Here is a 12,314-nt window from a genome sequence, read left to right as displayed (position 1 = left end):
ATGTTGGAGCCAGATTGCGCCTTTACTTTGGGCTAATGGTTGCGAATTATACCAATTAGAACGGTGAAATTGGCATATTCTGCCAAGCAAGAGGGTGAAATGGACGCCAAGGACAGGCAAATCATTCGAGCGCTGCAGCGGGACGGGCGCATGACGAACCAGGATCTAGCCGAAGAGGTGAACCTGTCCCCCTCGCCGTGTTTGCGCCGGGTCAAAAACCTGGAAGCCAACGGAGTGATAAAGGGATACAGCGCCGACGTTGACGCTGCCGCGTATGGGATGGCCATTACCGTCTTCGTGCGTATCCGGTTGGAGCGGCACAATGAAACGGACGTTCAGAACTTCGAGAAGCGCGTTCGGATGATCGATGAAGTTCTTGAATGCCACGTGCTGACCGGGGCAATGGACTACCAGTTGCGGGTATTGGTATCGGACCTTGAGGCCTATGAGGAATTTATTCGTCACCGAATTCATCCGATCGGCGGGATAGCCTCAATCGATACCAGCTTTGTCTATGGAACAGTAAAAAAGACCGCTGTTTTTCCGCCCGAATAGATCGACCGAGTTGGAATGGGTTGTTACCATTTGGCTAAACATTTTGGCTGACTAATTTTTTCTCGCCGCAATTTCCCGTTGTCAGCATCGCTATAGAGAAAACATACAGCACGTGCCGTGTCACTTTCGAGAAATAGCGATGGCCAAGAAACCATTCGAAAAAACAAGATTGGCAAAATACGTCGAGCGCCGGGTGCTCGAATTGAAACCGACCTAGAGCAAGGCTGAGATTGTCGCCCAGGCCGACTATGTGAACCAAAACATGATCCCGATGATCAAGCGGGGTCGCTCCAATGTGTGCCCGTTCGCGTCCCGGTGCTGGCGGCTGCACTGGAGACGGGCCCTGCTTTCGTGATGCAACTCGCACTGGAGCAGGCAAATGGTCCGGCGGCAGCAGAATCAGTCGTGGAGGTATTCGGAGAGCCCGTCACAACAAACGAAGTTGGCTGGCTGCAAGCGATCCGTGAGGCTTCCAATAACTCCGACCCCAGGCTGACGAGCAGGTAACAGGCCGCGAACAACGCGATCTCCGGGGATAAAACCATGTGTGGCAAGTATGACGTTCCGACACCTAACGAACGCGCCGGGCTGCGCTTCCTTCGTGATGTTAGCAACGACAGCGACCCCGGCATTACGGCCACGTCCGCCCATCGCCTGGCCATCGAATTTAGCAACTTATGATGCAAAAAATCTAGGAACGCCGATCCGATTTCGCATGATGGCCGGCCAAATGAAGTCTTTCATGGGCCAGATTGGCGGGTTTTGGGCCAGGAACGCACTGATTGGTAAGTTCGGCGCGGTCTTGGCATCACCGAGTTCGCAACACGGTGGGCGTGGCAGAGGCAGGCATCTCGATGGAGGAGATTGCACCGTTTCTCGGCCATTCAGATACTCGGATCATCGCGTTGGTTTTGCGCGCTACAGCCCGGAGCATCTGCGCAAGGCCGCCAGTGCGTTGGAGTTCGACTAACGTTAGGTTCAATGAACCTCTGACACTGTCTTAAAAACAACAAAGGCGCCCTCGGGCGCCTTGTTTTACTGGTCGGAGTGAGAGGATTCGAACCTCCGACCCCTGCCTCCCGAAGACAGTGCTCTACCAGGCTGAGCTACACTCCGACCGTGGCGGGTGATCTATACCCGGGGATTTGGATGTGCAAGAGGGTTTTTGACGCCCCGCGCATGAATTCCAGACGGGCGAGCGACACTGATTTCCCATCAGGGCAAGGGATCGGTTCGGTATAGCCGGATTTTCGTGCCGCCATGATCTACCACGGGTCCCGGAGCCAGCATAGGCAGGCGGGTTGAGCGGGCGAGCGACTGATTGCTGGTCACAATTCCGACACGCCAGCCGCTGAACCGTGAGATCAGAACTTTGCCCAGACTGCCGTACAGAGAGCGCAGACGCTTTTCGTCTCCGATTCTGGCGCCATAGGGCGGGTTGACGATGACCAAACCTGCAGGACCCGCCGGAGGCTTGATGTCACTGACCGACTTGCACTGAAACCGGGTGTGTGCGGCAACTCCGGCCCGGTCGGCGTTGGTGGTGGCTGCGTCCGCAGCGCCGGCGTTTCGGTCTGAGCCATGGAACACCATGTCCGTTTCTGATCGCGCGTCGGTCTGTTGCATCGCGGTCCAGGCTTTCGAATCGAACCCATGCAGGTCTTCGAAGGCAAAATGACGGGACCGGCCGGGGTTCAACCCCAAAGCGATCTCGGCCGCCTCGATGACGAATGTACCCGAACCACACATCGGGTCCAAAACGGGTTCTGACCCGTCGAAGCCGCATTCCCGCAGGAACATCGCCGCCATCGTTTCGCGCATCGGCGCCTTGGCTACTGCCGGTTTATGGCCGCGTTTGTGCAGTGGCTCGCCCGAGGTGTCGACGGACAAGGTGCAAATGTCCTTTTCGATGCGCAGCAAGACGCGCAGGCCCGCATCAGATGAAATCGGTGCCCCCAGCGTTTCCGAGATCGCCCGCTCGATCCTCTGACGGGCGGCGCCAGCGTGATAGATACGCGACTTGCGGCTGGTGGCCTCGACCTTGACCGGAATATCGGGGCGCAGGATATCGGACCACGGAAACTTGCGCGCCCGCTTGTCGAGCTGCGCCAGATGAACCGCGGGAAAGCTGCCCAATCGGACCAGAACCTTGTTGGCCCCCCGCAGACACAGGTTCGCGCGCCAGACTTCGGTCCAGTCACCACGGCAGCTGACCCCGCCGGGTACGATTTTGGCAGCTGCGAATCCCTTCTCGACGGTCTCGGCGTGCAAAGGCGCCTCAAGCCCCGGGGTGGCCACCAGAAAAATCTCAAGATCGCTCGTCTGTTCCATTGGATTTGCTTACACTGGAAGCTTTCCGGGTGCGACACGCAAATTGAGCTGCGACAAAACGTAAATCTTCCGCGGAAAGTGCCATTCAAAGTGCAGTTTTGACGGTAACAGGTTTGCTTTTAGCATCATCCCCGCGTAAAGGGGCCACAATCAGAATTACGCCCGCGGAATTCGGACGCATTTCGACGCTTTTGCGACGACGGTTTGGAAATCCCGCGTTATTGTCTGACCCTGAAAAGGTGTCGGCATGGCTGGCGCAGGTAAAGAGGCTTGGAAGACAGTAGCGACATGCAAACTTTCAAACTGAAAAAAGGGTTGGAGTTGCCGGTGCAGGGCGCACCGGAACAAACCATCCATCCGGGACCGGAATTCAAAACTGTCGGAGTGTTGGGGGGCGATTACCTCGGCCTGAAACCGCGTATGCTGGTTCAGGAAGGTGATGCGGTCCAGCGTGGAACACCGCTGTTTTGCCACAAGGATGTACCCGAGGCGATGATGGTTGCGCCGCTCAGCGGTAAGGTCGTCGCCATCAACCGTGGCGCCCGCCGCGTGCTGCAGAGCGTCGTGATCGAAGTTTCGGACCCGAACGACACGGGTGTTGATTTCTCGGGCGTCGGCAACGGTGACAGTGCCGAAGGTGTGGCCGAGAAGTTGTGCACGGCGGGTCTGTGGACGGCTTTCCGCACGCGCCCCTATTCCAAGATGCCTGTGCCGGGCACCAAACCGGCGGCGATTTTCGTGACCGCGATGGATAGCGAACCGCTTGCGGCCGACGCGGCCGTGATCATTGCCGATGCGGGTGAGGCGTTTGCTGCGGGTCTGGATGTGATTTCCAAGCTGACCGACGGCAAGACCTATTTGTGCCACAAGGAAGGCGATGCCATTCCGGGCGCGGATGTGGCGGGTGTTGAGGCCGCGGCCTTCTCGGGCCCGCACCCCGCAGGTCTGGCTGGCACGCACATCCACTTCCTCGAGCCGCTGGTAGGCGACAAGCAGGTCTGGACCATCGGTTATCAGGACGTGATCGCCATTGGCCGGCTGTTCCAAACCGGGCACCTGGACCCCAACATTGTGATTGCCCTCAGCGGCCCCGGCGCGCGGCAACCGCGTCTGATCCGCACCGTGATGGGCGCCTCGACCGGTGATCTGACCCGCGATGAGGTCGATGTGGACGGCACCGCCCGGATCATTTCGGGCTCGATCCTGTCCGGAACGCAGGCCGACGGTCCGACCGCCTATCTGGGGCGCTTCGCCCGTCAGATCAGCATCATTCGTGAGGATCACGATCAGATCACGATGGGTTGGATTCTTCCGATGCCCTCGAAATTTGCGGTCCAGCCGGTGCTGGGCTCGGCCTTTGCGCGCAAGCTGTACAAACTGACCAGCAACCTGAACGGTGGCCGCCGGGCGATGGTCCCCACGGGCACGTTCGAAGAGCTGATGCCGCAGGATTATCTGCCGACACAGCTGCTGCGGGCGCTGCTGGTGATGGACACCGATACCGCTCAGGCACTGGGTGCGCTGGAGCTGGACGAAGAGGATCTGGGCCTTGTCGGCTTTGCCTGTCCGGCAAAATATGAATACGGGCTGGCGCTGCGCGACTGTCTGACCAAAATTGAAAAGGAGGGCTAATCCGAATGGGTTTGCGCAACTTCTTTGACCGGATCGAGCCGAACTTTACCAAGGGCGGCAAGTACGAGAAGCTTTTCCCCATCTACGAGATGGTCGAAAGCTTCATTTACACTCCGAAAACCGTAACCACCGTCGCGCCACACGCGCGGTCATATGTGGATATGAAGCGAATCATGACTTACGTCGTGATCGCAACGATCCCGTGCATACTGTGGGGGATGTGGAACACCGGCTATCAGGCGAACTCGGCGATCGCTGCCATGGGCGCGGATGCCGCCACTGGTTGGCGGATTGCCCTGTTGCAGATGTTCGGCATTTCTCTGGACTCGTCCAGCATCTTTGCCAATGTCATGCACGGGCTGCTCTACTTCCTGCCGATCTATATCGTGACGCTAGTCGCAGGTGGTATTTTCGAGGTCATCTTCGCCACCGTACGCGGGCACGAGGTAAACGAAGGTTTCCTTGTGACCTCAATGCTATACACGCTGATCATGCCGGCCACCACACCCCTGTGGCAGGTGGCATTGGGCATCATCTTCGGCGTTGTGATCGGCAAAGAGGTGTTTGGCGGCACCGGCAAGAACTTCCTCAACCCCGCGCTGGTGGGCCGGGCGTTCCTGTACTTCGCCTATCCGGCGCAGATGTCAGGTGATGCAGTCTGGACCCCGGTTGACGGGTTCTCGGGCGCAACGGCGCTGGCCGTTTCTGCGGCTGACGGGATGCAGGCGCTGGCCGCCGAGGGTATCACCTGGTGGAGCGCCTTCTACGGCACCATTCAGGGCAGCTTTGGCGAGACCTCAACGCTGGCCTGTATCATCGGTCTGGCCTTCCTGCTGATGACCAAGATTGCCAACTACCGCCTGATCGTGGGCTGTCTGGCCGGGACGATCGTGTTCACCTGGCTGCTGAATCTGATCGGGTCGAACACCAACCCGATGTTTGCGATGCCGTGGTACTGGCATGTTGTGTTGGGCGGCTATGCGTTCGGTCTGGCCTTCATGGTCACCGAACCGGTATCCGCAAGCCACACCAATCTGGGCCGCTATATCTATGGTGCGCTGATCGGTGTCATGGTTGTTCTGATCCGCGTCCTCAACCCGGCTTTCCCCGAAGGCATGATGCTGGCCATCCTGTTCGGCAACGTCTTTGCACCGCTGATCGACTATTTCGTCGTTCAGGCCAACATCAAACGGAGGGCGCGTCGCCATGTCTGATACGCAATCCCAAGAACCCAAGGGCGCGATTGCCAAGTTTCTGGCGGCCTCGCCGGATTCGGTTGGCAAGACGATCTTCATCGCCGTGGCCGTCTGCCTTGTGGCCTCGATGGTTGTGTCCGCCGCTGCGGTCAGCCTGCGCCCGGTGCAGGAAGCCAACGCGCTGAAGGACAAGCAGGTGAACGTTCTGCAGGTGGCGGGCGTTTATGAGCCCGGCATCGACGTCTCCGAAGCCTTCGCCGCGTTCGAGCCGCATGTGCTGGAGCTGTCCACCGGTGACTTCGCCGATGATCAGTTCGACCCGGCTACGTTCGACGACATCGCTGCTGCCAGCGACCCCGAACTGAGCGTCGCACTGGATGATGACCCGGCAGGGATCGGCCGCAAGGCCAAGTACCGCGTGATCTACCTGTTGCGCGACGATGCGGGCGCGCTGGACAAGGTGATCCTGCCGCTGCACGGTTATGGCCTGTGGTCCACTCTCTACGGCTTTATCGCACTGGAAAACAACGGCAACGACATCTACGGCCTGCAGTTCTATCAGCACGGAGAGACCCCGGGCCTCGGCGCCGAGGTGGACAACCCGCGCTGGAAAGCGCTGTGGAGCGGCAAGAAGCTGCGCGATGAGGCTGGCGATCTGCAGATCACCGTCGCCAAATCGCAACCGGCAGCCGGGCCTGATTTCTACGTCGATGCGCTGGCAGGGGCCACGCTGACGTCCGTGGGTGTCGATAACCTGGTGAAATTCTGGATGGGTGACGCGGGCTACGCTCCGTTCCTGGCCAAACTGCAAGCAGGAGAACTCTGATGTCTCAGACCAAGAAAGAGATGCTGGTCGACCCGCTTGTCGACAACAACCCGATCACGCTGCAGGTTCTGGGTATCTGTTCCGCACTGGCGGTGACCTCGTCGCTGCAGGTGGCCTTTGTGATGGCGTTGGCGGTGACCTTCGTGACCGCTTTCTCGTCGATGTTCATCTCGATCCTGCGCAACCAGATCCCGGGCTCGATTCGGATCATCGTGCAGATGGTGATTATCGCCTCGCTGGTGATCCTGGTGGATCAGGTTCTCAAGGCCTATGCCTTTGAGATTTCGAAAACCCTGTCGGTTTTCGTCGGCCTGATCATCACCAACTGTATCGTGATGGGCCGCGCCGAGGCGTTTGCGATGAAGAACCCGCCGATGGCGTCCTTCATCGACGGTGTCGGCAACGGTATGGGCTATGGCCTGATCCTGATGCTGGTTGGCTTCATTCGTGAGTTGTTCGGCGCCGGGTCGCTGTTCGGTGTCACCATTCTGGAGACCATCAACAACGGTGGCTGGTATGTGCCCAACGGCATGCTGCTGCTGCCGCCGTCGGCGTTCTTCATCATCGGTCTGATCATCTGGGCCTTCCGCACATGGAAGCCGAACCAGGTGGAAGAACGTGAATACAAAATTCAGCAGGTAGAGGCCCACTGATGGAAGGTCTGATTTCTCTGGCCGTAAAGGCCATCTTTGTCGAAAACCTTGCGCTCAGCTTCTTCCTGGGGATGTGTACCTTCATCGCCGTGTCGAAAAAGATTTCGACCGCGCTGGGTCTGGGCATCTCGGTCATGGTCGTTCAGGCGATCACTGTGCCTGCCAACAACCTGCTGCTGAACTATCTGCTGAAGCCGGGCGCGCTGGCCTGGGCCGGGTTCCCGGATGTGGACCTGACCTTCCTTGGCCTGATCTCGTATATCGGCGTGATCGCGGCGATGGTTCAGATCCTCGAGATGGTTTTGGACAAGTATTTCCCGCCGCTCTACAACGCTCTGGGGATCTTCCTGCCGCTGATCACGGTGAACTGCGCCATTCTGGGTGGTTCGCTGTTCATGGTGGAACGTGACTACAACTTTGCCGAGGCCACCACCTATGGCCTGTCCTCCGGCTTTGGCTGGGCTCTGGCAATCACCGCGATGGCCGGGGTTCGGGAAAAGCTGAAATACTCGGACATTCCCGACGGGCTGCAAGGTCTGGGCATCACCTTCATCACCGCGGGGCTGATGGCGATGGCCTTCATGTCCTTCTCGGGCGTGAAACTGTAAGGAGGGGCCCATGGAAACGTTTAGCCTTGGCGTAATCCTTTTCACGCTGATCGTTCTGGCGCTGGTCGCCATCATCATGGCCGCGCGCTCGCGTCTGGTCTCGACCGGCAATGTCAACATCACCATCAACGGTGAGAAAACCATCTCGGTGCCCGCAGGCGGCAAGCTGCTGCAGACGTTGGCGGCCGAGAAACTGTTCGTCCCCTCCGCCTGCGGCGGTGGCGGCACCTGCGCGCAATGCCGGGTGAAAGTGCATTCCGGCGGCGGCTCGATCCTGCCGACCGAGGAAAGCCACATCACCAAGCGCGAAGCGTCTTGCGGCGACCGTCTGTCCTGTCAGGTTGCGGTCAAGCAGGACATGGATATCGAAGTTCCCGAAGAGGTCTTTGGCGTCAAGAAGTGGGAATGCACCGTTCGCTCGAACGAGAACGTCGCGACCTTCATCAAGGCGCTGACGCTGGACCTGCCCGAGGGCGAGGATGTGAATTTCCGCGCCGGTGGCTACATCCAGATCGAAGCCCCCGCGCATGCGCTGAAATACACCGATTTCGACGTGGAAGAGGAATACCGCGAGGACTGGGATCGCTTCAATCTGTGGCAGTATGAATCGGTTGTGAACGAACCGATCGAACGCGCCTATTCGATGGCCAACTATCCGGACGAAAAAGGCATGATCATGCTGAACGTCCGCGTGGCCTCACCGCCTCCGGGGTCCGAGGGCATCCCTCCGGGTCAGATGTCGTCGTACATCTTTAACCTGAAGCCGGGCGACAAGGTCACGATCTCGGGTCCGTTTGGCGAATTCTTCGCCCGCGAGACCCAGAAAGAGATGGTATTCATCGGTGGTGGCGCCGGTATGGCGCCGATGCGCAGCCACATCTTTGACCAGCTCAAGCGCCTGGAAAACCGCGATCGCAAGATCAGCTTCTGGTACGGTGCGCGCTCGAAGAAAGAGATGTTCTTTGTCGAGGATTTCGACACCCTGGCCAAGGAATTCGACAATTTCGAATGGCACGTCGCCCTGTCGGATGCGCAGCCCGAGGACGATTGGAAAGGCTATACCGGCTTCATCCACAATGTCCTGTTCGAAGAATACCTCAAGAACCATCCCGCGCCCGAGGATTGCGAGTTCTACATGTGTGGCCCGCCGATCATGAACCAGTCGGTCATCAACATGCTGCTGGATTTGGGCGTGGACCGCGAAGACATCATGCTCGACGATTTCGGCGGGTAAGGAACAAAGAACCGGCGCACCACGCGCCGGTTTTTTTACAGGCGCAGGTCGCTGGCTTCTTTGGGAAGGCAGGATTTGACGTCGAACACGACGCTCTGACCTTTGCCGTAGGCGCGCACCTGCGCAGGATCGAGGTCCAGAAATTCCCGATGCGCCACCGCCAGCACCACGCCATCATAGGTGGCGTTCTGGGGGTCATCGATCAGTGATATCCCATACTCGGCCTCGGCGGCGCGCGGATCGGCATGAGGGTCATAGACGTCCACGGTAACGCCGTAATCCTGCAGCTCTTCGATGATATCAACGACGCGCGTATTGCGCAGGTCCGGGCAGTTTTCCTTGAAGGTCAGCCCCATCACCAAGACCCGCGCCGCGCCCACGTTGATCCCGTCGCGCATCATCCGCTTGACCAATTGTGAAACCACATAGCTGCCCATGCTGTCATTCAACCGCCGCCCGGCCAGAATGATCTGGGGGTGATGGCCGACGGCCTCGGCCTTGTGGGTCAGGTAATAGGGATCGACACCGATACAGTGCCCGCCAACCAGACCGGGCCGGAAGGGCAGGAAGTTCCATTTGGTACCGGCGGCGCGCAAAACGGCGTCCGTGTCGATATCCATACGGCCAAAGATCATCGCCAGCTCATTGACCAGCGCAATGTTCAGATCGCGCTGCGTGTTCTCGATCACCTTTGCGGCCTCGGCCACGCGGATGCTTTCGGCCTTGTGGGTGCCCGCCGCGATGATCCGGGCATAGAGCGCGGCCACCAGATCGGCCACTTCTGGGGTCGAGCCGGAGGTCACCTTGCAGATATCGGATATCCTGTGCGTCCTGTCGCCGGGATTGATCCGCTCGGGGCTGTATCCGGCAAAGAAATCGCGGTTGAAGGTCAGGCCAGATGCGCGTTCCAGAACCGGCACGCAGTCTTCCTCGGTCGCGCCGGGATAGACGGTGGATTCATAGATCACCAGATCACCCGGCTTCAGCAACCCGCCGACCATTTCAGACGCTGCAAGCAAAGGGGACAGGTCCGGCTGCTTGCCGTCTGTGATCGGCGTAGGGACCGTGACGATGTACGTGTCGCATTCGGCCAGGTCGGACCTGTCGGTTGTGAAGACCAGCCCGGAGGCTGCCGTCAGGTCTTCCGGCTCGACCTCTTGCGTTGCATCCAGCCCCACGCGCAAAGCTTCGATCCGGTCCGGGTTGATATCATAGCCCACAACCGGGCCGATCTTGCCGAAGGCCACGGCCAGCGGCAGGCCAACATAGCCCAGTCCAATGACAGCGATCCGACGGGAATTCGGGTTGGTTTCAAGCATCGCAGCCCCTCGGGTCACTTTTGGTGGTAGTCGCGGAACCATTCGACAAAACGTGCGATCCCGTCTTTGAAATCCGTCTGCGGCCGGTAGCCGGTCAGCCGTTGCAACAGGTCGTTGTCGGCCCATGTCGCCGGCACGTCGCCCATCTGCATCGGCATATAGTTGCGGATGGCCTTTTTCCCCAGCGCCTCTTCGATGGCTTCGACAAAGTCCATCAGCCGCACCTTATCGCCGTTGCCGATATTGACCACACGCCACGGCGCCGCGGGGGAAAGGCTGTCGCCTTCCTCGATTTCCTCGGCGCTGGCCGGACGCGCGGGCGGGACATCAATCAGCAGCCTGATCCCGCGCACGAGGTCTTCCACATAGGTGAAATCCCGATGCATGTCGCCGTGGTTGTAGATGTCGATGGGTCGCTCATCCAGAATGGCGTCCACAAACTTGTACAACGCCAGATCGGGCCGGCCCCAGGTTCCGTAGACGGTGAAAAACCGGAACATCGTGGTCGGCAGGTTCCACAGATGGGCATAGGAATGGCCCATCGCCTCATTCGCCTTTTTGGTCGCGGCGTAGATGGTCAGGGGGGTGTCGGCCTTTTCCACTTCGGTAAAGGGCATAACCTCGTTGGCGCCGTAAACCGAGGAGGTGGACGCCATCAAAAGATGCTCGACCTCATGCTGCCGGGCGGCCTCCATCACGTTGAAAGTGCCGACCACGTTCGAGCTGACATAGCTGCGCGGGTCTTCAAGGCTGTAGCGCACCCCGGCCTGCGCAGCGAGGTGGACGATCACCTCGGGCTGGAACTCATCGGCGACCTGCATCAGGCGTTCGTGGTTTTCCAGCAAATCCTCGGTCGCGGAAAAACCCGGCGACTGCAACAGCATCTGGTGGCGGCGCTGTTTCAGGGTGACGTCATAGTAATCCGTCATCCCGTCATACCCATGCACGCGGAACCCTTCGGACAGCAGCAGCTTTGCCAGATGGAACCCGATAAATCCCGCCGTGCCCGTGATCAGAACCCGTTTCATGCAACCCTCGACCTTAACGCAATCTTTGACGCATCAGGGATACTGTCACCGGGGCAAGGTCAAGGGGTTTCTGGGCGAAATCGGTTAGCCGACGATCATCTGCTTCATCCGAAGCGCTTCGTATTCCAGCTCTTTCAGGCGGAAATGCACAACGTCGCCGATGGTGATGATGCCGCAAAGGTTCCCGTCGCGCAGAACCGGCATATGGCGGAACCGGCCTTCGGTCATGGATTTCAGAACATCGTTCAGATAATCATCCGGCGTGCAGGTCTTGACCTCGCGCGTCATCAGGTCTTCGACCGCCTGTGGCAGGGTCTGGCCGGGCGTGTCCGCCATGCGCCGCACGATGTCGCGCTCGGACAGGATGCCCTGCAAAGTGCCGTTCTGGTCGGTCACCAGCACCGCACCAATCCGCTTTTCCTTGAGTGTGTTGACCACGGAATGGATCGTCTCGTTCGGTCGCACCGAAAACACCGCATCCCCTTTACCTTCCAGCAACTTGGCCACGGTTGTCTGCGAGTGCGACAGGTTCGACTCGGTCGATTGGCTGTACGTGGTCTTGTCAGCCTTGTCGCCACGCGATGGCGATTGGTAAGAGGTTGGGGCCATGGGCAATCTCCTTCATGGTTATTGCAAAGTCTTTCCCTTTCACCTTAGCGCAGCTAAACGACCTGTATAGGGTGCATTTGCACTGATCGGCGGAATCCCTCGCCAGCGGAGGAACCTTAAGCCTTTGAACGAGCTGTATCTTACCCCACCCGTGGCCGCGTTGATTTTCTTTGCGGTGGTCGTGTGCGGCCATAATTTCCGCATGGCGTGGAAACAGCAGGCGCCGGGATGGCAGAAACGAGCGTGGCTGTTCGGGGTGCCGGCGGGGATCGGCCTTTTGGTTCTGGGCTTTTTGCCGCTGAAGCTGTGACGCCGGTTTGACT

General features: G+C 59.1%; 12 protein-coding genes and 1 tRNA gene. 8 read left to right on the top strand and 5 right to left on the bottom strand.

All coding sequences use genetic code 11. The features are described from left to right. The first annotated feature begins 99 nt into the window (after positions 1-99). Positions 100-555: an Lrp/AsnC family transcriptional regulator gene (locus ACOQFT_RS16340; protein WP_421598952.1), complete on the top strand. Its 456-nt coding sequence runs from the start codon at positions 100-102 to the stop codon at positions 553-555. A 1,039-nt stretch (positions 556-1,594) separates the two neighbouring features. On the opposite strand, the gene ACOQFT_RS16335 is transcribed toward ACOQFT_RS16340, so the two are convergent. Continuing rightward, positions 1,595-1,671 (bottom strand) — tRNA-Pro (locus ACOQFT_RS16335). Positions 1,672-1,770: 99 nt separating this feature from the next. Beyond that, the gene (locus tag ACOQFT_RS16330; RefSeq protein WP_421598951.1) at positions 1,771-2,886 is read right to left on the bottom strand and encodes a THUMP domain-containing class I SAM-dependent RNA methyltransferase; all 1,116 of its coding nucleotides are present in this window, start codon (positions 2,884-2,886) and stop codon (positions 1,771-1,773) included. A gap of 288 nt (positions 2,887-3,174) precedes the next feature. Between ACOQFT_RS16330 and ACOQFT_RS16325 the strand changes: the two genes are divergently transcribed. From ACOQFT_RS16325 to nqrF, 6 genes are read left to right on the top strand one after another with little or no spacing between them, the layout of a single operon-like run. Then, the gene (locus ACOQFT_RS16325; protein WP_421598950.1) at positions 3,175-4,518 is read left to right on the top strand and encodes a Na(+)-translocating NADH-quinone reductase subunit A; all 1,344 of its coding nucleotides are present in this window, start codon (positions 3,175-3,177) and stop codon (positions 4,516-4,518) included. A gap of 5 nt (positions 4,519-4,523) precedes the next feature. Beyond that, complete coding sequence (locus tag ACOQFT_RS16320) at positions 4,524-5,732, top strand: NADH:ubiquinone reductase (Na(+)-transporting) subunit B (RefSeq protein ID WP_421598949.1); 1,209 nt, start codon at positions 4,524-4,526, stop codon at positions 5,730-5,732. Next, a complete protein-coding gene (locus ACOQFT_RS16315; RefSeq protein WP_421598948.1) occupies positions 5,725-6,540 on the top strand; it encodes a Na(+)-translocating NADH-quinone reductase subunit C in 816 nt (271 codons plus the stop codon). Before ACOQFT_RS16320 ends, ACOQFT_RS16315 begins: the two co-directional genes overlap by 8 nt. After that, a complete protein-coding gene (locus tag ACOQFT_RS16310; RefSeq protein WP_170326472.1) occupies positions 6,540-7,193 on the top strand; it encodes an NADH:ubiquinone reductase (Na(+)-transporting) subunit D in 654 nt (217 codons plus the stop codon). Before ACOQFT_RS16315 ends, ACOQFT_RS16310 begins: the two co-directional genes overlap by 1 nt. Next, positions 7,193-7,801, top strand: coding sequence for an NADH:ubiquinone reductase (Na(+)-transporting) subunit E (gene nqrE / locus ACOQFT_RS16305; protein ID WP_039526851.1), 609 nt, complete (start codon positions 7,193-7,195; stop codon positions 7,799-7,801). Before ACOQFT_RS16310 ends, nqrE begins: the two co-directional genes overlap by 1 nt. Before the next feature lie 10 nt (positions 7,802-7,811). Then, positions 7,812-9,035: an NADH:ubiquinone reductase (Na(+)-transporting) subunit F gene (gene nqrF, locus ACOQFT_RS16300; RefSeq protein WP_421598947.1), complete on the top strand. Its 1,224-nt coding sequence runs from the start codon at positions 7,812-7,814 to the stop codon at positions 9,033-9,035. 35 nt (positions 9,036-9,070) lie between these two features. Here nqrF and tviB read toward each other — a convergent pair whose 3' ends face one another. The 3 genes from tviB to ACOQFT_RS16285 form a co-directional block, all read right to left on the bottom strand. After that, on the bottom strand, positions 9,071-10,354 hold the full coding sequence (tviB, locus tag ACOQFT_RS16295; protein ID WP_421598946.1) for a Vi polysaccharide biosynthesis UDP-N-acetylglucosamine C-6 dehydrogenase TviB: 1,284 nt from the start codon (positions 10,352-10,354) through the stop codon (positions 9,071-9,073). A gap of 14 nt (positions 10,355-10,368) precedes the next feature. Continuing rightward, a complete protein-coding gene (locus tag ACOQFT_RS16290) occupies positions 10,369-11,382 on the bottom strand; it encodes a GDP-mannose 4,6-dehydratase (RefSeq protein ID WP_421598945.1) in 1,014 nt (337 codons plus the stop codon). Positions 11,383-11,466: 84 nt separating this feature from the next. Continuing rightward, a complete protein-coding gene (locus ACOQFT_RS16285; protein ID WP_421598944.1) occupies positions 11,467-11,991 on the bottom strand; it encodes a CBS domain-containing protein in 525 nt (174 codons plus the stop codon). 124 nt (positions 11,992-12,115) lie between these two features. Between ACOQFT_RS16285 and ACOQFT_RS16280 the strand changes: the two genes are divergently transcribed. Then, complete coding sequence (locus tag ACOQFT_RS16280) at positions 12,116-12,301, top strand: hypothetical protein (protein ID WP_170401628.1); 186 nt, start codon at positions 12,116-12,118, stop codon at positions 12,299-12,301. Positions 12,302-12,314: the final 13 nt, after the last annotated feature.

Source organism: Ruegeria sp. MALMAid1280, assembly GCF_049195285.1.
In the GTDB taxonomy this organism is placed as follows: Bacteria; Pseudomonadota; Alphaproteobacteria; order Rhodobacterales; family Rhodobacteraceae; genus Ruegeria.
The sequence above is the reverse complement of the archived record's forward strand: the minus strand, read 5'-3'. Positions and strand labels throughout refer to the sequence as shown.